The following is a 21,481-nucleotide window of genomic DNA, read 5'->3' as shown; positions in this document are numbered from 1 at the left end:
AATGGCAGCGTCGGACGATGGATTGTTGAATACGTCGGAGGCGCTCGACACCGGCACGAAGATCGTGATCCTGGTCGGCGGCCTGATCGCGTCGCTGGCGCTCATGGCGATCGCGTCGGTCCTCCCGCAGATCGACCAGGCGCTGGCCCGCGCGCCCGGGGACCACATGCTGGTCAAGCAGCTGGTCGGCGCCGTGGCGCTGGCAATGGTCGTAGGCGCGTCGACTGTCGGCTTCGTGATCGACCGCTTCGGCATCCGGCGGGTCCTGATCACGGCGGCGATCCTTTACGCGCTGGCAGGCACCGCCGGCCTCTATCTTGCCGATCTGCATTCGCTGCTGGTCTCGCGGCTGTTCGTCGGGGTGAGCGCGGCGGCGATCCAGGTGGCCTGCATCACGCTCATCAACACGCGGCTGGAAGGCGTCGCACGCGCCCGGTGGATGGGGCTGCATATCTCCGTCGCCATGCTGACGGCGATCTTCGCGCACCCGATCGCGGGCGCGCTCGGCGAGGTCAGCTGGCGGCTTCCCTTCGCGCTCTACGCGCTCGGGCTGGTGCTGATCCCCGCGGCCCTGCGACTGCGCCACACCGTGCCGGCCGCGACCGGCGGCGACGCCACCGACAAGGCGCGCGGCGTCCTGCCGAAATGGTTCCCGTTCCGCTATCTCCTGCTGGCATTCGCGATCGGCACCCTGGCCCTCATGCCCAGCGTGCAGGTGCCTTTCCTGCTTCGCGAAAAGGGCCTGATCCGTCCTTCGACGATCGCGCTGGTCCTGACCGCCGATTCGCTGGCCGGCGCCATGATGGCGATGCTCTATGGCCGCGCCCGCGCCCATGTGTCCGCGCATGCGGCCTTCGCCTTCAGCTTTGCGACCGCCGCCGCCGGGCTGTTCGTCGCGGCCTTCGCCGAAAGCGTGGCGGCGGTCATCGCCGGCCTGCTGATCTACGGCCTGGGCATCGGCTGGTTCGTCCCCAACCTGATGACCGCGCTGTCGTCGCACGTGGCCCCCGTCCACCAGGGCCGCGCCGCCGGCATCGTCAAGGCGGCCCACTTCCTGTCGGCGCCGATCGCCGTCGCGCTCGTGGAGCCGCTGGCGCGCAGGTACGGCGCTGCCGGAACGCTGTACGCGGCGTCCGGGCTTGCATTCGGTTGCCTGATCGTCACCGGCTGGCGCTACCTGCAACAGCGACGCTGACCCCGGATCGTCACGACAAAAAAAGGGCTCCGCGATGGCGGAGCCCTTTTGCTTTTCCCGTGATGCAGGCTGCCCTCGTCAGCCGCCGAAGCGGTACTTCAGACGAACGCCGATCATGCGCGGCTCCCCTACGGCGCCGCCCTCGAGGCCGAAGCTGGGGTAGCCGCCGAAGGTCGCGTTGTAGTACTTCTGCTTGGTGAGGTTGGTCACGAACAGCGCCAGGTCCACCGGCATGTCCGCCACCGATGCCCAGTTCACGTTCAGGTTCACCAGGTCGAGCGCCGGCAGCTTGCCGTAGTCGTATGGTATCGCGCCGGCGAGGAAGGCGGGCGTGTCCTGGTAGTTCGCATACTGCTTGTCGATATGCGAGTAGGTCATGCCCACGGACAGCTTCCCGTAGCTCTCGGGCAGCGGCAGCGTGTAGGTGCCCGTGATCGTCAGCTTGTTCTTGGGCGAGTAGGTCAGCGGATAGCCCACCCGCGCGCCGCTCAGCGTGATCGCGGAAAAGACGATGTCGGGCGGCGGCACCGTCAGCGACTTCACTTCGGTATCGAGGTAGGCATAGGCCGCATCGAGCGTGAATCCGTGGAACGGCGTGAACGAGGCATCGACCTCGATGCCCTTGATGGTCGACTTGCCGGCATTGACGATCAGCTGGGCGGGCGTCGTCCCGGGCGTGCGCAGGATGCCGGCGGCAGTGATCTGCTGGTTGCTGAAATCGTTGTAGAAGCCCGCGATGTTCAGGGTCCCCCGGACCGGACCGCGCCAGCTCGTCTTCAGGCCGACTTCGTAGTTGTCGATCTTCTCGGGCTCGAACGCTTCCTGCCCGTAGCCTTCCGCCTTGAGCTGCCCCTGCCGGTAACCCCTGGCATATTTGGCGTAGACCAGCACGTCCTCGACCGGCTTGTAGTCCAGGTCGATCAGCCATGTCGGGGCCTGCGAGTGGCCGGTCAGGTGCGTCTGGCACTGCTCGACGGTCCGGTTACCGGGGTTGGTCGCGCTGTTGCGCGAGCCGAAGCGGAAACCGTCGACGCAATAGCCGACCGGCGGATTGGCGGTCGGCGGCACCGGGGCGTAGTTCACCTGGCGGCTCGTCAACTGATACCGGTCCCAGGTGTAGCGGATGCCGCCCGTGACGCTCAGGGTATCGGTGAGCTTGAACGTCGCCTGCGAATAGAGCGCGTAGTCCTGCAGGTAGTACTTGTTGGTCCGTGCCGTCAGCGTGGTGGTCGCGGTGGCGGCACCGGCCGCAGGCGTGAACGGGCCGCAGCCCAGGAACGGATCGGTGCTGCTGCACATTGCGGTGTTCGTCGAGACGATCCCGGCAAAGCCGAGCGGCGTGTTGCGCTCCATGTAGGCGCCCGCCTGCCAGGTCAGTCGATCGCCCAGCGCACTGCCCTGGAACTGCAGTTCCTCGGTCAGGGTGGCGCCGGACGCGGTGTTGAGGCCAGGGAACGGATTGGAGAACACGCGCACGGCATTGCGGCCGGCGTTGGGCCCGGTGACGATCTGCAGGTTCTCGCCATAGACGGTGCCGCGCGTCGCTTCGCGGAACTCGGAATAGGCGAAGATGTTCTTGACCGTCAGGGTATCGCTCGCCGTCCAGGTGGTAGTGTTGACCACCTGCCATTGCTCGACCTTCTGGTAGGGCGACAGGAGGCCCGCCTCCCCGGTGTAGAAGCCGCGACCGGCGGCACGATCCAGCTGCGCGCATTGCAGCGCGACCAGCGCCGAGGTCGCCGCCTGGCCGCGGTTGCAGGCAAAGATGCGCGGCAGCGAGCCGTTGGTGTCCGACTTGCTATAGGTGCCAACCGTATAGTTCTCGAGGTTGGGGGTGATGTCCGCGACGATGCTGACGCGCCCTGCCCAGTAGTCGATGTCGTTGAAGTCGCCGGGGCCGATGCCGGAGACGTTCTTCATGAAGCCCTCGCGCGTCTGGCGATCCAGACCCAGGCGAATGCGAAGGGTGTCGGCGACCGGCACGTTGACGACCGCCTGGATGCGGCGCAGTTCGTAGTTGCCGAGCGAGCCCTCGACGTAGCCCTCCAGCGTGTCGGTGGGCCGCTGCGGCACGATGATGACGGCGCCGCCGCTGGTGTTGCGGCCGAACAGCGTGCCCTGGGGGCCCTTGAGCACCTGCAGGTTCTGCAGGTCGAAGAACGAGCCCGGACCCGCGCCGTTGCCCGCAGCCGTGCTGGAAACCACGCGCGGCGCCGGTGCGTCGGCGAAGTACACGCCCACCGAAGGCGCGGCGCCGGTATCCTGGTTGAAACCGCGGATCGCGAACGAGGTCTTCTCCGCGCCGAACCGGCTGTTGGTCGATAGCGACGGGGTGTAGAGCGCGATGTCGCCGGCCGAAACGATGTTGCGGTTGGCGAGCTGCTGCTGGCTGAACGCGGTGATCGAGATCGGCACGTCCTGAAGCCGCTCTTCGACGCGCCGTGCCGTGACGATGATGTCGGCGGCATTGTCTTCGGCGACGGCCTGCGAAGTATCCGACTGCGCATATGCCGAATGGCTCGTCACGGTCAGAGCGACAAGCGCGGTGCCGCAGCACCACCTGTTGATGTTCATAGATCTCCCCCATTTTGTTCTTGTCGAGTGTCTGGATTGTGCTCGCCGCGAGGGCCGCCTGTCGTGCACGCTATCGCTTCGGTGTTCCTGGACTGCGTTGTTCACGCCGGCATCCCTCTCCTGTGTTCTGGCAAGTCCGAGCAGATGTCCCGGCGTACCTTCTTCCCTCCAAACTGAGAGAGAGCGGAGCGGGAGTCAAGAAATTCAAACTAATGTTTGGAAATTAGAGATGGCGCGCCGTCGCGCGGTTTTGCCGGCGCGATCGCCGGGAAGCGCTCAAGAGATCCCTCGATGGAGCAAATTTCGGGGTTTAGGGCATGTCTCGCCGGCCGACGCCCGGCCTGAATCCGATTGAGCACGAAGGCCGGGACGGCGCATCGCCAGGGCGATTCCGCCCTTTCGCGCATCACGGGCCCGCAGAATGACGGCGGCGAGCGGCTTACGCCCAGAATCCCTGCCATCGAGCTTCCGATGCCCTCGCCTGCGGAAAAACCGGAAGCCGCACGCTAAGTGGGCGCTAAGTGGGCGCTAATGGCCTTGCGAAAATCGTGAAGATGCGGCTGCTGAAACGCCACTCTCCAGACCAGTGGAATTCGTCGTGATACTCGCCCATCGCCTCCGTACCGGCGGGCCAGGTGCGGCTATCCATCAGGCAGGTGCTCCTGGCGGTATCCCCGGTCACCTCTATCATGATGTTGCGGATCATCGGCGCGGTGCGGGAGCCTGGCCGGCTCGATTTCGCGAAATACCGGGATATCGCCTCCCGGCCCAGATAGGCGGCGCGTTCCGTAACGTCAGGGCCCTTGGCCGGATCGGTCTGCCGGACCCTGAACTCGCCGTTCTGCGTGAACAGGCTATGGATTTCCTCCGATCTGCCCGACCGGACGTAGAGGGCATAGCGATGGATCAAGTCCGCGATTTCCGACCGGTCCTCCAGTTGCTTGATACGGCGGGCGATTTCAGATGCGTCTTGGGTCAAGGTCCGGTCCAAACTCAGTTGTCGAGCAGCGCCGCCGTCACGCCGCCATCGACCAGCAGGTCGGTGCCGGAAATGAAGGACGCGCGCGGCGAGGCGAGAAATTCCACGGCATCGGCGATCTCGAGCATGGTGCATTCGCGCTTTAGCGGGGTTTTTGCATAGTTGCTGCGCTTGACCTCGCTACGCTCGAATTCGCGTGCGCCCATCGGGGTGGCAATCATGCCCGGTGACAGGGAGACGATGCGCGCACCATATTCACCCCAGGATGACGCCTGGCGACGGACATGAAAATTCATTCCCCATTTGGAGATGGGATAGCCGACCCCGGTCTTTGCCGCATCCGCACCGATCAGGGTTTCGAGCCGTTCCGCGACGTCCGGCGCAGCAGGGTCGCGCAGGATTTCCACCATGGCGGCCGACGGCGTGTAACGGTGCGCCGACAAAGACGAAACGAGAATGGCGGCGCTACCGGGGCGTGCCAGCGGCAACAGCGCCCGGACAACGAGCGCCGCACCCATCAGGTTTACGCGGATGATGTCGCGGAAACCGCCCGTCGAGGGAGAGAGCCCCGCTACCTGCACCACGGCATGGAATCCGCCATGGTCGGTGACGGTCCGGGCCAGCAGCGCCACGGAATCGGGCGAGGTCACGTCGCAGGTGGTCGCCTTGACGTCGCATCCTTCGCCGCGCAGGCGGGCAGCTTCTGTTTCCGCCCGGTCACCGTCCACGTCGGCCAGGAGTATCCTATAACTGAGAGCGAGCCGCCGAGCCACGGCGACCCCGAGGCCACCGGACCCGATCACTACCGCCAAGGGCAGGTCGGGCCTGTCACTGCTGCCTATGATATGCATGCCTCTTCCTTTTCATTTATGCGCAAAGCCGATGTCACGTTTTTTCGCATTTGCCTGTTCGCCATCGTGTCGATGGTCGACTGTCACAGGCCCCTCTTCCTCGCATCACCGATCAGGCCGGGTGGCATGCGGACGACCCACGTCGCAGCCGCAGGGTGAGTGGACCGACAGCGGAAGTCAATATATCTAACAAGCGTTTGGTAAATTTATCGCGTGCGAATCCATGCATGCGGTTGCCGAGAAGGGTCAGGTCGTGGAGATCACGCGGCCAGACATCGCCCCTCGACGGCGGCCTGATAATCGCCGGCGAACATGCGGCTTTCGCAAAGTCCCGACTTCCTGCGGTGGACGAGGCGCTCCGCGGATTCTCCAGCCTTGAGGAGGCCCTGGCAGCGGGCGCCGTGAGCGAAGCGGAGATCGAAAGTTACGAAGTATCGGTAGCCATCGCCAGCAGCACGGTAACTTACAGCACGCAGCCATGGCGCGTTGACGAACCGCTCGTACCGGGCGACTTCTCCATCCGCTCGGACGGCAAGGTGACTCAGGTGCGCATGGTGGACGGCGACCTGTGTACGTTGCTCTACGACGCCGACGTCTTCGAGCCGGCATTCACGTTCGACACCCGGACCGCCTCCACCGAAGCGGCCCTGGACTGGTTGGAGGCCGAGAAAAGCCGCTCGCGCGGCATGCCGTGCCGGTAAGTTGAGCCCGTCGCGGGCCACAGCCTGATGCCCCCCGTTCACGCAAGACCGGCGACGACTGCATCTCGGCGGACCGAGAAAAGCCGCTCGCGGACGGGCGACGGCCCGCCGCAACCTCGCATCTTCGGTTCGCGCGCGGGCTATGTTCCGACCAGACCGTTGCCGCGTTCAGACCAGCGGCATATCCTCCCTCGCGTGCTCCCATTCCGGCACGGTGACGCGGTGCGGGGTTTCGGGGCCGAGCAGCCGCGCGCAGACGAAGGCGCCCACGCCACACAGCGCTATCATCAGCAGGGCCGGGCGCACCGTCCCGTCGAAGGCGAGACCGGCGAACACCGTGGCAAGAGCGCCGAGGCCATTGCGGAAAGCATTGGAGAGCGACGCCGCCGCGCCTGCGTCATGCTCGAACTTCTCGAGCGCGAGCACGGTCGATGCCGGCATCAGCAGACCGGTGCAGACCATCATCGTCCAGATCACCGCCAGCAGCACCGGCAGCGGAGGAACGATCAATGCCAGCGCTCCAGCGACGAGGCCGGCAACCATCATCAGCGCGCTTGCCCCCTTGACCAGTCGCACCGTTCCGAACCGGCGGGCGAGAGGCGCCCCGGTCTGCGCCGCGCCGATCATCATGGCGGCGCCGATCCCGAAGATCACGCTGTAGCCCACGCCGCCAAGCCCGTAGATGTCGAGCAGGATGAACGACGAGGAGGCCACGTAGACCAGCAGCATGGCCAGCGCCGCCGAGCCGATCAGCGCGGGGACGAGGAAATCGCGCGTGCGCAGGATGACGCCGTAAGTCTCGAGCGTGTCGCGCCAGGGTCCGGCGCGGCGACGTTCTGGCGGCAGGGTCTCGGGAAGCCCGAAGGCCACCAGGACCACCGTCAGCAGCCCCGGCAGCGCCAGCAGCACGAAAATCCAGCGCCACGATGCGACCCCGACAACGGCAGAGCCGATCGCCGGTGCCAGCAACGGCGAGACGCTGTGCATCAGCATGATGAGCGTCATCAACTGCAATGCCTCGTGCCCGCGCATCGTGTCTCGAACGACCGCCTGCGCCAATACCCCGATCCCCGACGCCGCACCCTGCAGCACGCGCAGGAAGAGGAGCATGGCGAAGCTGGTCGCGCAGGAGCACAGGATCGAGGTGACGACATAGCCCGCCATGCCCAGCAGGATGGGCACCCTGCGCCCGAACCGGTCGGACAGCGGGCCGTAGGCCAACGGCGAAAAGGCCGTGGCGAAGGCGAAGGCCGAGAAGGTCAGCTGGACCTGCCCGATATCGGCATCGAGGTCGCGTCCGATTGCATCGAATGCGGGCAGATACATGTCCACGGCGAGCGGCGAGGCGGCACAAAGGCTCCCCAGGATCAGCGTGAGGCGCAGGGTACTCGGGCGATGCAGCGCCGTCGCGGGGCTGGTCATTCCGCGTCCCAGGTGAAGGCGGGGTTGATCCAGTCCCCGGTGCGGCCTTCGGGGCCGCCGAGGGCGTGAAGCCGGGTCATTTCCTCGTCCGTCAGTTCGAAGTCGAAGATGTCGAGGTTCTCGGCCATGCGGCTTGGCTTGCTGGTCTGCGGGATGATGATCGTGCCCGGCTGCTGGAGCAGCCAGCGCAGGGTCACCTGCCCTGCCGTGCGCCCGTGCGCCTGCGCGATGGCGAGGATTTCGGGATCGTCGGCGATGCGGCCCCGGGCCAGCGGCGACCAGGCGGTAATGGTCGAGCCGAGCCGCTCCATCTCGGCGATCTGCGCGCGTTGGGTGAGGAAGGGGTGGTATTCGATCTGGTTGGTGACGATCGGCGCGGCCGACAGTTCCACCGCCCGGCGCAGTTCGACGACGGGGAAGTTGGAGACGCCGATCGAGCGCGTCAGGCCGCGTGCGTGCACGTCGTTCAGCGCGGCGATCGTCTCTTCCAGCGGCGGCTCGGGCATCGGCCAGTGGAGCAGCAGCAGGTCGACGTGGTCGAGCCCGAGCCGTTCAAGGCTCTCGTCCACCGACTGCTGGAGATCGCCCTCATGGAAACGCTTGGTCCAGACCTTGGTGGTGATGAACAGCTCGTCGCGGGGGATGCCGGAGGCCGCGATGGCGGCGCCGACTTCGCTTTCGTTCTCGTATATCTGCGCGGTGTCGATGTGGCGGTAGCCCGCTTCGAGCGCGCCCTCCACCATCGCGCGCGCCTCATTGCCGGTCACCTGCCAGGTGCCGAAACCAAGGCGGGGAATGGCGACCCCGCCCACTTCGATGTATTCCATGATCGGTCCTGTGAATGGTCAGCCGGGTTGCCCGGACATGACGGTGGGTTCGAAAGCCGGGGCGGTCTTTACCACCGGACGGCGACAGATCGGCGGCAGGCAACTGATGAGAACCACGCCCGCGACAAGCGCGACCTGCATGCCCGTGAAGCCGGAAACGTAGGAGCCGGTGACGTCGAACGACCAGTCGAGCAGGAACGGCAGCACGCCGCCGACGAGCAGGATACCCGAATAGGTCGCTCCCGCAATCTTGCCGTAGTGGGCGACGCCGTAATAGCTCGAAAGCAGCAGCGGCAGGATGGCGAACTCGGTGCCGACCCCGACGCCGAGCAGCGCGCCGCCCAGCAGTACGACCGGCAGCGCGGTCCCGTGCATGATGAGCTGGATGCCGATCACCGACATGCCGTAGAGGGGCGCGGCCAGCCAGGGCGAGCACACCCGGTCCATCAGCGTGCCCACCCCCATCTGCGCGAGCATGCCCGTCAGCGAGATGCAGGTCACCACCGGCACCGCCTGCGCCAGCGAGAACCCGCGGTCGGTGAGCGCCGGCACGGTATGGGAAAGCACTGACATCATGCATCCCGATCCCAGCGCCATCGCGAGCGCCAGCATCCAGTAGCTGCGGGTGCGCAGTGCGTCCCGCATGCTGACGTCGGCCTCCCCTGCGGCGACCTGGCGCTGTACCGCCCTGCCCTTCGGCGGATCGCGCAGGAACAGGAACATCGGCGGGAACCCGACCAGCACGACGAGGATCGAGGTGCCGAGATACGCGCCCCGCCAGCCGAATTTGGTGAACAGTACGGCCGCCACGATCGGGAAGACGATGGTGCTCAGGCCATTGCCCAACCCCGCGACGAGGCCCATCGCGGTCCCTCGTTTGGCGTCGAACCAGCCCGCGATGATCTTGCCGAACAGCAGCGGCCCGGTGACGTGGCCGAGAATGCTGATGGCGATGAAGTTCAGGTAGAACACCCATAGATTGGGCGGCACAATGCTCGCGGCGGCGAGCGAGAGCGCGAAACCGAGGTTGCCCATCAGCAGGATCCGCCGCGCACCGATGCGGTCTCCCAGCCAGCCGACTAGGATGGGCAGGAAGATGTTCACCGGCGCGACGAGTGCCCCGACCCCGGTTATCGATGCGCGCGACCAGCCGAAGTCCCTCGACAGCGGTACCAGAACGATGCTGAGCAAAGTCCCGGCGACCAGTCCGTTGACGCAGTTGCCGGCGACGCTCGCCCCCAGCACGCCCATCCTGGTGTGGTCCAATCGGTTCGCGCGCATGTGCGTCGTCCCCTTCAAATTGCCTCGATGCGATATGCCTTCTTGCTCGATCCGTGTTCGCGCCCGCCGTCAGACCGGACGGTCGCCCTCGACCCACAGCCGGTACATGGTGCGGAAGTATTTGGTGTCGTCGAACAGCGTGCCGGTGTGGAGCGAGCAGCGGTTGTCCCACAGCAGCACGTCGCCGACCTGCCACTTGTGGCGGTACACGAAGCGGTCCTGGGTCATGTGCTCGACCACTTCGTCCAGTATCGCGAAGCCGTCCTGCCCTTCGGGCGCACCCAGCACGTCCTTCGTCGTGCCGGTGGTGGGCCAGAGCGCCTTGCGTCCGTTGACCGGATGCGTGCGCACCAGCGGATGCACTACGTCGGGGAAGCGAGCCCGGTCCTCGTCGGTGGCTGTGCGTCGGTTGTGCTCGCGCGTCTCGATGAAATGGACGTGGCTGTTAAGCACGCCGATCCGGCCCAGCTCCGCCTTCCGCTCCTCGGGCAGTTCGTCGTAGGAGGCGCAGCCGTCGGCCAGCAGCGTGTCGGAACCTTCATCCGGCACTTCCAGCGCATAGAGCAGCGTGCAGAGCGCCGGCCTCTCCTTGAACGAGAGGTCGGTGTGCCATCCGACGCCGTCGTTGTGGGCGCCCAGCGGCTTGCCGTCGACCACGCGGTTGGAGAGGATCGAGATGACCTCGTTGCCCGCCAGCTTGTGCGGCCCTTCGTTGCGCTGCGGCTCGCCGAAGCGGGCGACGAAGCGCACGAGGTCGTCAGGCGTCAGGTTCTGACCGCGGACCACCAGCGCGCCGTTCTTGCCGAACAGGTCGACGATCCAGTCAAGCGTATCGTCGTCGGCACTCGCCAGATCGACGTTCTCGACCTCGGCGCCGAACGGGGCCAGCTTGCGCCAGCCCAGCGCGGCGGAAATGCTCTGCGAAAGCTCCATGGATCGTCCCTTTCAAACTGCGTCCTTGGAAAGCAGGCTAACCGGGGAGGCCGCGTTCGCGTTGTGTGAACGCGCGCGCAAATTTGTCGGACCGCCCGCTATGCCGTTCCGATGGCCATGCCGTGCAGGCGGCCGCGCGGGGCCACCCGCCCTTCCAGCGCATCGCGGCGGAACGCAGTAGGCGTGCAGCCGTAGGCGTCGCGGAAGGCCCGGCTGAACGCCGCACCGTCGTAGAATCCCCAGTGCAGGCAGATCGCGGCGATCGAGAGGTTGGCGTTCACCGGGTTCGCAAGGTCGGTCCGGCACTTGTCGAGCCGCCGCTCGCGCACGAATGTTCGGAACGACCGTCCGTTCTCCTCGAACAGCTTCTGCACATAGCGCGGCGTCAGTCCGTGCTGCTCGGCAACGGTCGCGAGCGAGAGCCGGTCGTCGTGCAGGTTGGCCTCGATGGTCTGCCAGATGCGCCGCAGCACGTTGGCGCGGACGGAGGCGAGCCCGCCGAGCGGGTTTGCGCCGGTCCCCTCGAAGACGCTGTTCACCAGCAGGCGGATGATCGCGGATTCGATCGCGGACATGCCCGCCTCGTCCAGCCGGTCGAGCGAGCGCGCCACTTCGAACAGCATCGCCGCCAGCACCCGCGTGGTCGCCGTGTCGCCGCGCAGGTGGACGAGGCTGGTGGGCAGGTCGACCAGCGCGGCACGCTCCAGCACGGCAGCGGACATGTTGACGTTGAGGAACTTGAACGGCGTGTGCATCTCGATCGCGCCGACCGCTCCGCGCTTGCCGTAAAGGATGTCGCCGCGCGAAAGCTCGACCGAACGCCCGTCGATCTCGACCGCCGCACGCCCCTCGGGCACGATCGAGAGGAAGAAGATGTCCTCACCCGCGCGCTCGGTGGCGGACGCCAAGCGATGGGGCTGCGCCTCCATCATCGAGAAGCCGATGCCGCGCGCGGAATAGATGTGGTCGATCCGCCCGCAGAGCCGGCCCGGCGTTTCCGCGAACTGGGGATGCAGCGCGAACTTGTCGAGGATATCGCACCACGCGCTCATCCGCGTGCTGGGCGCGAGTTCCTCCGTGTTGAAGGCAATATGCGGCATGTACGCTCCTCGCTCACGATGGCGCCTGCCTCTCCCCATTGACCGGATTTCGTTGCCTAGCCGCCATTCGAAATGGCGAGGAGCCAGAGTAGGAACAGCGTGATGCTTGGCAAGCGGTTCTACGCAATGGCCGAGAAAACACCGCGCACAGTCAACTTCGCCACCGACGATCAAGTGGCGTTCGGCGCGCCTTCAGTGGTTCTGTCCTTTTGACGCCGCCGCTGCCGCCTTATTCGCAGCGATCATGGAATCCCACGTCGCCCATTCTATCGAGCGCCCGGGATAAGCAACTTTTTCAAACGGCCAATCCGTCCGGATCCAGTCCGCCACCCATTTGTAGAGCTGGGCGTCGAAGCCTGCATCGTAATCAGCCTTCGTCACCCATATTCTCACTACGGCATCGTAACCGGCGACGGCGCTGGGATAGACATACACGCAACCCCGCTCGCGGCTGCCATCCGGGGTCAACACCGCGTAGGCAAAGGATTTGCGGCTCTTAAATCTGGCCTGCTCGTTTTCCATATCCCGCATGGCATCGGCACCGGTGATATCTTGCCGGGGCCAGTTGGTGCTTCGGGAAAACGTCTTTTGCAGGTGCTGGATGGAAGACATGTAGGCTTCAAAATCAATGTTCGCCAGGTCTGGACCCAGCGGCACTATTTTAAAACCGGCCGCTTGAGCCGACACGGGGACGTCGAAGTCTTTCGGAACCAATGTGCCTCGTGGCGCCGATGCCACCGTCACAGGTGGCGCCGCGGCCGACGCCGGGAATTCTATGATCGCCAGGATCAGAAACGCCAGCGCCGCGCCTGTGATGCTACGTTTCAATGCGTCTACTCCCAAACTCAAGATCACTGCAAAAGGAACTGCCGACGTTGGCCCTGTGTCGCCCGGTCCTGACGGGAAAACGTGGCCAAGGGTCGGACACTCCGAATTCCAAAGCAGCGATCGCCGGGCCAGCGGCAAAAGTCCTATGTGGCGCATAGATATCGCCTATGCCCGCGGTTCGTTGAGGGGCGCAGGCCGTCAAATCCGGACAGATCGCGCTGGCATGCACAACGGAGCGAGGCCCGAACCACAGCGCATGGCCATCCGACATATGCTGCCCAAGAATACAAGTGGCTGCGTGGGACGTAGCACCTCTAAAACCGGAAAAACGGTTACGCCCCTATAAAGGTCCATTCTAAATAAATTTTTATTTTGTTAAGTACATATTCGAGAAAAATTACGGATTGTTGGCATGGAAATTGAGTTAATTAACGTATCGTCAACACATTTATAGAATAGATGGCATTGCGAAATGGTCCGGAATGGACCGCGGATGCCGATATACCGGCCGCCTGCCTGTTTCTACGTGTGTTCCTCGCTGCGCGTGAGGCGCCCCCGCTCCGATGACGCGCCAGCACCCGGAACAACAATGCTCAAAACCAGTTCAATTGCGTTCGCGCTAGTCGCGACGATACCTGCTGCACACGCGCAGCAGTTGCCCAGCGCGGGTACCCAGCTCCAGCAGTTGCCGCAACAGCCCGTGCCAGTGAAGCCGCAACCCGACCTCCTGATCGACAGGCCCGAGCCGGCGGCAGTGGCGGACAGCGGCGCGGTGATCCCGGTGAATGCCCTGGAGATCACCGGGCAGACCCTGTTCTCCGAGCAGGACCTGCGCGCCGCCAGCGGGTTCGCCCCCGGGACCATGACCTTCACCCAGTTGCGCACGCTCGCTTCGCGCATCGCCGAATACTACCATGAGCGCGGCTATTTCCTCGCCCAGGCCTACCTGCCCGAGCAGGACGTGCAGGGCGGGGCCATCACCATCGCCGTGGTCGAGGGACGCTATGGCGACGTCCAGGTCCGCAACACCGCCCAGATCTCGGACGTCGTCCCGGCGCGGATTCTGCGCGGTCTGGAGCCGGGTGACATCGTCGCCAACGCCCCTCTCGAACGCCGCCTGCTGCTGCTTTCCGACGTGCCCGGCATCCGCAGCAAGGCGACGCTGGCGCCCGGCGCTTCGGTCGGCACCTCCGACCTGATCGTCGATATCGTTCCCGGGCCGCGCCTCAGCGGCAGTCTCGAGGCCGACAATGCCGGCAGCCGCTATACGGGCGCCTACCGCTTCGGCGGCACCGTCAACCTGAACAACCCGGCGGGGATCGGCGACCAGTTGAGCCTGCGCCTGCTCGCTTCGGACAGCGGGTTGGGATACGGGCGCGTCTCCTACCAGGCCCCGATCGGCAACCTGACGCTGGGCGTCGCTTACGCCCACTTGCGCTACGACCTGGGCCGTGAGTTCAACGCGCTCGACGGGTCGGGCACTGCCGACATCTTCAGCGCTTACGCAAGCTACCCGCTGGTCCGCTCGCGCCGCGCCAATCTCTATGCGCTGGCGAGCTTCGACTACAAACTGCTCAAGGACGAACTCGGCGTGGTGGCGAGCGACTCCAACAAGCGCGTCCAGGCGGGCACGCTCGGCCTTGCCGGCGATTTCCGCGACGGGCTCGCCGGCGGCGGGTCGACCGTCTTCTCGGCAGGCTGGACGACCGGCCATCTCGACATCCGCAGCGCGCCCGAGCGCCTTGCCGATGCCGTCACCGCCCACAGCAATGGCAGCTACAACAAACTGCAGGGCAGCCTCGCGCGGCTGCAGTCTGTCGCCGGTCCGCTCTCGCTCTATGGCGCGGTGCGTGGGCAGGTCGCCTTCGACAACCTCGACAGTTCCGAGAAGATCGAACTGGGCGGCGCCTACGGCGTGCGCGCCTATCCCGAAGGCGAGGCGTTCGGCGACACCGGCTATATCGCAACCGCCGAAGCGCGGCTGCGGCTCGACCAGGCCGAGGGCAAGCTCGGGCAGTTCGAGCTGATCGGCTTCGTCGAAACCGGCGAAGTCCGCTACGCGCAGGACCCCTGGTTCGCGGGCTCGAACCATGCGGTTCGCAGCGGCTACGGCGGCGGCGTCAACTGGTACGCGCCTGAAAACGTCATCCTCAAGGCCAGCTACGCGCGCAAGCTCGGCACCGGTCCCGCCACTTCGGCGCCCGATCGCAGCGGCCGCATCTGGGTCCAGCTCGTAAAGCTGTTCTGACCCCACCGAGCATTCCTGGGCGTCGTGCCTGTACGCGTGAAGGATTACCCATGACCAAGATCAATCTTCGCAAGATCCGCCTCTTCGGCACCAGCGCCATGGTGCGCTATGCCGGCATCGCCCTCGGCATCGCCGCGCCGCTTGCCGCCGTTTCCGCTCAGGCGCAGACGCTGCCCACCGGCGGCACGGTCGCTGCCGGCGCCGCCACGGTAACCACCGGTGGCAACACGCTGACCGTCAACCAGGCCAGCCAGAACGTCGTGCTCAACTGGCAGAGCTTCTCGATCGGCAAGGGCGATGCGGTGGTGTTCGCCCAGCCCAACGCCCAGGCCGTGGCGCTCAACCGCGTGACCGGCGCGGACCCGTCGTCGATCCTCGGCTCGCTGTCGTCGAACGGCAGTGTCTTCCTGGTCAATCCCAACGGCATCGTCTTCGGCAAGGGCGCCAGCGTTTCGGTCGGCGGGCTCGTCGCCTCGACGCTCGACCTCTCCGACGCCGATTTCATGAACGGACGCTACGCTTTCGCCGGCAGTGGCGGGACCGTGCGCAACGAGGGCGAGATCCATGCCGACGGCGGCTATGTCGCGCTGCTCGGCGGGCATGTCGACAACCAGGGCGTCATCCGCGCAACGCTGGGCACCGTGGCGCTTGCCGCAGGCAATGCGATCACCCTCGACGTGGCCGGCGACGGCCTGCTCAACGTCGCGATCGACAAGGGCGCGGTCGGCGCGCTGGTCGAGAACGGGGGGCTGATCCAGGCCAACGGCGGGCAGGTCATGCTGACCGCGCAAGCGGCCGGCGCGCTGCTGCGCACCGTCGTGAACAACACCGGCATCATCGAGGCGCACGGCTTCGCCAGTCGCGAGGGCCGCATCGTCCTGCTCGGCGACATGGCGAGCGGTACCGTGAACGTCGCCGGCACGCTCGACGCCAGTGCGCCGAACGGCGGCAATGGCGGCTTCATCGAGACCTCGGCCGCGACCGTCAACGTCGGCAGCGCGGCGCAGATTACCACCCTCGCACCGGCGGGGGTGACCGGCACCTGGCTGATCGACCCGGCCGACTTCATCGTCGGCGCGGGCGGCAATATCCTCGGCACGACGCTCTCGGCGCAGCTGGTCAACAACAGCGTCACGATCAGCACGATCCCGCCGGCCGGCGATACGAGCACCGGCAACGGCGACATCATCGTCAACGACGCGATCGCCTGGACCGCCGCGGGAGCGCCCACGACGCTGACGATGAACGCTTTCGGCGACGTCATCCTCAACGCCGCGATCAGCGCGACCAGAGGCAACATCGTCGCCTGCTGCGGCCGCGACGTAGTGGTCGATGCACCGCTGACCACGGTCAACGGCAGCATCTCGCTCAGCGCCGGGCGCAACGTGCTGGTCCATCACGCGATCACCACCACCGACGGCAACATCCGCCTGTGCGCAGGGCACGACGTCCATATCGACGCCGCCATCACGCTGACGCGCGGCTCCACCATCCCGGCGCAGAGCCTCGGCCTGCCGGTGGGACTGACATTGATCGGGGGGGCGGACGGCACCGGCCCCGGCATCGCGGGCGGCACGATCATATTCGCCGCGCTCGCCCCGCCGACGACAGTGACGGTCGCGCCGACCAACATCTTCTACAACCCGGTTTCCTACGCCGCGCCGACCGATTTCCTGCCGAACTTCGTGCTGACCCAGGGCGCGACGCTGACCCAGAAGATGCTGCTGTTCCCACGCGCCGTCAAAGCGTTCGACGGCACCACCAACGCAGTGCTGAGCGGCTTCAACACAACCGCCACGTCGGGCCTTCCGGCCGGCGTCACGCTTGTCGCCGGCCCCGGCGCCAGCGCGACCTTCGATGACAGCGCGGCGGGCACCGGGATCGGCGTCACTTACACCGGCTATAGTCTGGCGGGCGCCAATGCCAATCAATATGCGCTTGCTGATGCCTGCTGCACCGTAGGCGCCCGGACCACCGGCACGATCACGGCGGCACCGACACCTACGCCTACGCCTACGCCTACGCCAACTCCTAGTCCGACGCCAGCTCCGACGCCGACACCAACGCCGGCGCCGTCTCCCACCCCAACGCCTACTCCCGCCCCTACGCCAACGCCAACACCGACACCGACACCGGCTCCCACGCCGACGCCTATTCCCACGCCAACGCCTACTCCAATGCCCACTCCCACTCCCACTCCCACTCCCACTCCCACTCCCACTCCAGCTCCCGCGCCGGCGCCGACACCTGCTCCGACTCCAATGCCCGCCCCCGATACGGCGACCGTGTTGCCCGCCGCGCAGCGACCGATCACGGGCTTCGCGCCCACGGTGGTCGCCTCGCCAGTAGTAGAAGGCCTGGATGTCGCGGGCGGTGGGGTGCGGATGCCAACGACCCAGCTCGCCTCGCTGGATCAACCGGAGCGGATCGGGCCGGAGCGGCCGACGGTGCCGGCGAGCGACACCCTGCTGCCGGAGGCGCCCACAGCGCCCGTGGTGCCCGACTATCCGCGAAAGCAGGCGCGCCATTAAGCGGTTGCGCCCCGCGATGCTGGGGGCCCTGCTGGCCGCCGCCATCCCCTCCTTCGCCTCGGCATCCGAGCGGGCCGACTTCAAGGGCGAGGTTGCTTCGGCACCCGCCCACGAGGTTGCCGACTGGATCGTCGCATCGCAGGACAACCGCGGCTTGCCGTTCGTGATCGTCGACAAGGTGGCGGCCCGGGTGTTCGTGTTCGATCCACACGGGGCGAGCCGCGGCACGGCTCCCGCTCTGCTCGGCATCGCCATCGGCGACGATTCGGCACCCGGTATCGGCCAGCGCAAGCTGGCGGCGATCGCGCCGGCCGAACGCACCACCCCGGCCGGCCGCTTCCAGGCATCGCTGGGCGAGGACTTCGAGCAGGACATCCTTTGGATCGACTACGAAGCAGCGCTGTCGCTCCACCGGGTTATCGTCGGCAAGCCATCCGACCATCGCAAGGCGCGCCTGACCTCCCCCACCGCGCTGGACAACCGCATCTCGTTCGGCTGCATCAACGTGCCGGCCGCCTTCTACGACGGGGTCGTCGCCCCCACTTTCAAGGGGACGGTGGGGATCGTCTATATCCTGCCCGAGACCAAGCCGCTCGCTGCCGTCTTCGCGATGCACCCGCCGTCACCAGCCGCGCTCTGAGCGACGAGCGGCGACCGGCCTAGCCTGCCAAGCACGGCGGCGCGAAGCACCCAACTTATCAGGCGCGGCCGATCAAGAACGGTGACGGACGATGATGGACACTTGGGCCATGATCGAGAACGAAAACATCAAGATCCCGTCGACTTGCCCGGATGCGTCGCAGACATGACGGATCGGCGGCGCTCGGCGCTCAAACTCGTCATCGCCTGCACGGTCGGCAACATGGTGAGCATGACGCCGGTCGTGCATGCGACCTTCGGAACGTTTCTGCTTCCCCTGACGGAGACCTTCGGCTGGTCGCGCGCGAGCATCTCGGGCGTTCTCGCGCTTCTCTCGGCGATCACTGCGCTGGCCATTCCGGTCGTGGGGTGGATGGCGGACCGCCATGGCACCCGGCGGATCATCTTGGGCGGCAACCTGCTGCTCGGGCTGGGCATGGCGCTGCTGGCGTTTTCGAACGGCAGTCTGGCGCTGTTCTACGCGACGTTCGCGCTGATCGCCTTCGCCTCGGCGCTGCCGAGCACGCCGATCATCTCGAAGACGGTGTCGGACCACTTCAGCGACAATCGCGGCACGATGCTCGGCGTCAGCGCGGGTTTGGGCAACGGCGTGGGAGCGACCGTGATGCCGATCCTCGTCGCCCTTCTGCTGCATCAATTCAGATGGCGGGGCGCCTATCTCGGCCTCGGTGCGATCGTGGTGGGACTGGGTTTCCCGATCATGTACCTTTACGTCCACGATCGTCGGGACCGCAGGATCGCCTTTCCCGCCGCGGCGCCGGACGAGAGCGGGACGGGCATCTCGCTGAAAGCCGCGCTCGCCACCCGTCCGTTCTGGCTGATGGTGCTGTGCATCAGCACCGGCGCGGGCTGCAACACCGCCATTTTTGGCCATGTCGTGCCGATCCTCGCCGAACGGGGTATCGATCTCGGCATGGCGACCGCCGTACTCAGCGTGTTCGCCGCAGTCTGCGCGCTCTGGCAGATCGGTTGCGGCGTGCTGCTGGACCGGCTCCCGACCCCGCATATCCTCGTGCCCGCGACCCTGTCCTCGGTCGCCGGCATCTATCTGCTAGAGCACGGCGCCGGCATGGTGGGGCTGCTGGGCGGGGGAGCGCTGCTCGGCATCGGCCTCGGTTCGCAGTTCGGCGCTCTGCCCTTCCTGGTCGCGCGCTATTTCGGGACCCGTCACTTCGGGACGATCCTGGGCGTGATCTACGCCGCCACGATCGTGCTGCAGGGAACCGTGCCGATCCTGCTCGACCACAGCTTCGACCTGCGCGGCAGCTACGACCAGGCGCTCGCCGTCCTGTCCGTCGCCCTCGCGAGCGCCAGCGCTATCCTGCTGCTAATGCCCTCCTATCGACGCTGGCAACCGCGCCAAGACGATGGCGCCGAGGTCGACTCCGTGCCCTTTGCGATGCGCCCTGCCGCACCGATCACCCACTAAGGAGATATCCCCGTGTCCTATACCGCAGACCCCGCGCGCTACGACTCCATGCCGTACCGCCGGTGCGGCCGCAGCGGCGTCGATCTTCCCGCGATCTCACTCGGCCTCTGGCAGAACTTCGGCGAGGAGGCGACGCTCGGCACCGTGCGGGCCATGCTGCGCCGCGCGTTCGACCGGGGAGTCGTCCACTTCGACCTCGCCAACAACTACGGCACTCCCAACGGTTCGGCCGAGGAGAACTTCGGCCGCATCCTCGCCAGCGATTTCCGCAGTCACCGCGACGAGCTGTTCATCTCGACCAAGGCCGGCTGGGACATGTGGCCCGGGCCCTACGGCGACATCGGCGGCAGCCGCAAGTATCTCGTCGCCAGCCTCGACCAGTCGCTCCAGCGCATGGGACTCGACTACGTCGATGTCTTCTATTCGCACCGCGTCGATCCGCGCACCCCGCTCGAAGAGACGATGGGCGCGCTGGCGCACCTGCACCGGCAGGGCAAGGCGCTTTATGTCGGCATCTCGAGCTATTCGCCCGAGCTCACCTGCCGCGCGGCGGAAATCCTGGCGGCCGAGCGGGTGCCACTGTTCATCCACCAGCCCAACTATTCGATGCTCAACCGGACCATCGAGCACGGCCTGCTCGATACCCTGACCGAACTCGGCGTCGGCTGCATCGCCTTCTCGCCGCTGGCGCAGGGCATGCTGACTTCCAAATACCTGGGCGGCGTACCGGCCGACTCCCGCGCGGCCGAGGCCGGTTCGTTGCAGGCCTCGATGCTGAGCGCCGACAACCTGGCCCGCATCCGCGCGCTTGACACACTCGCGAAATCGCGTGGCCAGAGCCTTGCGCAGATGGCAATAGCCTGGGTCCTGCGCAGTCCGGCGGTCACCTCGGCGCTGATCGGAGCGCGCAGCGTCGAACAGCTCGACGATTCTCTGAACGCCCTGGACCGGCTCGATTTTTCGCCTGAGGAACTGGCCGAGATCGACCTTCACGCCACAGACGGCGCGATCGACCTGTGGCGCCAGTCCTCGACGATCACCGAGGCCGCCTAGCCGTTTCACTTCACGATCAGCTGCAGGAACGGATACGGATGAGAAGCCTCGCAGGAAAAGTCGCGCTGGTCACCGGCGGCACATCGGGCATCGGCCTCGCCACGGCACAAGCATTTCTCTCGCAAGGGGCTAGCGTGTGCATCACCGGCCGCGACGCCGGCCGGCTGGCGAGCGCCCGCGAAAAGCTGGGCGAGACGGTGCTCGCGCTCGAGGGCGACGTCAGGCGGCCGCTCGACCACGAGCGCGTCTTCGCAGCCATCGCCGAGCGTCATGGCCACCTGGACATCGTCTTCGCGAACGCCGGGATCGGCGCCAAAGCCTATCTGGGCGCCATACCGCTCGAGCAGATCGACGACCTGTTCGATACCAACGTAAAGGGCACCATCCTCACCGTTCAGGGCGCCCGTCCCCTCCTGCGCGCGGGCAGTTCGATCATCCTCAATGCCGGCATCATCGGCTCCAAGGGCTATGCCGGCTGGAGCACCTACAGCGCCACCAAGGCGGCCGTGCGTTCCCTGGCACGCACCTGGTCGTCCGATCTCAAGGGCCATGGCATCCGCGTCAACGCGATCAGTCCGGGCGTGATACCCACCCCAGGCTACCTGGCTATGGGGATGACCGAACCGCAGCTCGATGACTTCTTTCTGCTCACCGCCGGCAATGCGACCCTGTCGCGCAACGGCGGCGTCGAGGAGGTCGCTCAGGCCGCCGTATTCCTCGCGTCGGACGCCAGCAGCTACCTCGCCGGCAGCGAACTGTTCGTCGATGGGGGCGCGGCCCAGATCTGACCGGAACCCGACCCGTCAATAATTAAGACGGTGCCTCACAAGACGTGCCAGCTCCGGCGTGTTTCTGTCCACAACGTTGGA

Annotated in this window: 17 protein-coding genes; 8 read left to right on the top strand and 9 right to left on the bottom strand. The window is 66.2% G+C overall.

All coding sequences use genetic code 11. The features are described from left to right. Position 1: 1 nt before the first annotated feature. Positions 2-1,195, top strand: coding sequence for an MFS transporter (locus AC07M9_RS16375; protein ID WP_494885124.1), 1,194 nt, complete (start codon positions 2-4; stop codon positions 1,193-1,195). Between the two features lie 78 nt (positions 1,196-1,273). Here the strand turns inward: AC07M9_RS16375 and AC07M9_RS16370 are convergent, their stop codons facing one another. The 3 genes from AC07M9_RS16370 to AC07M9_RS16360 form a co-directional block, all read right to left on the bottom strand. Next, positions 1,274-3,769, bottom strand: a complete 2,496-nt coding sequence (locus AC07M9_RS16370; protein ID WP_494885123.1) for a TonB-dependent receptor — start codon at positions 3,767-3,769, stop codon at positions 1,274-1,276. A 517-nt stretch (positions 3,770-4,286) separates the two neighbouring features. Then, positions 4,287-4,748: a nuclear transport factor 2 family protein gene (locus tag AC07M9_RS16365; RefSeq protein ID WP_494885121.1), complete on the bottom strand. Its 462-nt coding sequence runs from the start codon at positions 4,746-4,748 to the stop codon at positions 4,287-4,289. Positions 4,749-4,762: 14 nt separating this feature from the next. Further along, positions 4,763-5,599 carry an SDR family oxidoreductase gene (locus AC07M9_RS16360; protein ID WP_494885119.1) on the bottom strand — a complete coding sequence of 279 codons (837 nt, stop codon included), beginning with the start codon at positions 5,597-5,599 and terminating at the stop codon, positions 4,763-4,765. 344 nt (positions 5,600-5,943) lie between these two features. On the opposite strand from AC07M9_RS16360, the gene AC07M9_RS16355 reads away from it, so the two are divergent. Beyond that, entirely contained in the window at positions 5,944-6,300 is a 357-nt protein-coding gene (locus AC07M9_RS16355; RefSeq protein WP_494885117.1) for a hypothetical protein, read from the top strand. 168 nt (positions 6,301-6,468) lie between these two features. On the opposite strand, the gene AC07M9_RS16350 is transcribed toward AC07M9_RS16355, so the two are convergent. The 6 genes from AC07M9_RS16350 to AC07M9_RS16325 form a co-directional block, all read right to left on the bottom strand. After that, positions 6,469-7,722 carry a multidrug effflux MFS transporter gene (locus AC07M9_RS16350; RefSeq protein ID WP_494885115.1) on the bottom strand — a complete coding sequence of 418 codons (1,254 nt, stop codon included), beginning with the start codon at positions 7,720-7,722 and terminating at the stop codon, positions 6,469-6,471. Beyond that, positions 7,719-8,549, bottom strand: a complete 831-nt coding sequence (locus AC07M9_RS16345) for an aldo/keto reductase (protein ID WP_494885113.1) — start codon at positions 8,547-8,549, stop codon at positions 7,719-7,721. Before AC07M9_RS16345 ends, AC07M9_RS16350 begins: the two co-directional genes overlap by 4 nt. Positions 8,550-8,567: 18 nt before the next feature. Then, positions 8,568-9,830, bottom strand: coding sequence for an MFS transporter (locus tag AC07M9_RS16340; protein ID WP_494885112.1), 1,263 nt, complete (start codon positions 9,828-9,830; stop codon positions 8,568-8,570). 69 nt (positions 9,831-9,899) lie between these two features. After that, positions 9,900-10,763, bottom strand: coding sequence for a TauD/TfdA dioxygenase family protein (locus AC07M9_RS16335; RefSeq protein ID WP_494885110.1), 864 nt, complete (start codon positions 10,761-10,763; stop codon positions 9,900-9,902). A gap of 98 nt (positions 10,764-10,861) precedes the next feature. Continuing rightward, positions 10,862-11,863 (bottom strand): helix-turn-helix domain-containing protein, encoded by a 1,002-nt coding sequence (locus AC07M9_RS16330; RefSeq protein WP_494885108.1) that lies wholly within the window; start codon positions 11,861-11,863, stop codon positions 10,862-10,864. Positions 11,864-12,055: 192 nt separating this feature from the next. Then, entirely contained in the window at positions 12,056-12,691 is a 636-nt protein-coding gene (locus tag AC07M9_RS16325) for a twin-arginine translocation pathway signal protein (RefSeq protein WP_494885106.1), read from the bottom strand. 706 nt (positions 12,692-13,397) lie between these two features. On the opposite strand from AC07M9_RS16325, the gene AC07M9_RS16320 reads away from it, so the two are divergent. The 6 genes from AC07M9_RS16320 (at position 13,398) to AC07M9_RS16295 (ending at position 21,400) form a co-directional block, all read left to right on the top strand. After that, positions 13,398-14,939 carry a ShlB/FhaC/HecB family hemolysin secretion/activation protein gene (locus AC07M9_RS16320; RefSeq protein WP_494885104.1) on the top strand — a complete coding sequence of 514 codons (1,542 nt, stop codon included), beginning with the start codon at positions 13,398-13,400 and terminating at the stop codon, positions 14,937-14,939. A gap of 50 nt (positions 14,940-14,989) precedes the next feature. Further along, a complete protein-coding gene (locus AC07M9_RS16315; protein ID WP_494885102.1) occupies positions 14,990-17,470 on the top strand; it encodes a two-partner secretion domain-containing protein in 2,481 nt (826 codons plus the stop codon). Between the two features lie 16 nt (positions 17,471-17,486). Then, positions 17,487-18,110 carry a L,D-transpeptidase gene (locus AC07M9_RS16310; RefSeq protein WP_494885100.1) on the top strand — a complete coding sequence of 208 codons (624 nt, stop codon included), beginning with the start codon at positions 17,487-17,489 and terminating at the stop codon, positions 18,108-18,110. An 81-nt stretch (positions 18,111-18,191) separates the two neighbouring features. Then, a complete protein-coding gene (locus tag AC07M9_RS16305; protein WP_494885098.1) occupies positions 18,192-19,559 on the top strand; it encodes an MFS transporter in 1,368 nt (455 codons plus the stop codon). Between the two features lie 12 nt (positions 19,560-19,571). After that, positions 19,572-20,612 carry an L-glyceraldehyde 3-phosphate reductase gene (gene mgrA / locus AC07M9_RS16300; protein ID WP_494885096.1) on the top strand — a complete coding sequence of 347 codons (1,041 nt, stop codon included), beginning with the start codon at positions 19,572-19,574 and terminating at the stop codon, positions 20,610-20,612. Positions 20,613-20,650: 38 nt separating this feature from the next. After that, a complete protein-coding gene (locus AC07M9_RS16295) occupies positions 20,651-21,400 on the top strand; it encodes an SDR family NAD(P)-dependent oxidoreductase (RefSeq protein WP_494885095.1) in 750 nt (249 codons plus the stop codon). Positions 21,401-21,481: the final 81 nt, after the last annotated feature.

The sequence above is a fragment of the Novosphingobium sp. GW821-FHT09E05 genome (genome assembly GCF_059416165.1).
Note: the sequence above shows the minus strand (reverse complement) of the source record. Positions and strands in the feature narration are given on the sequence as shown.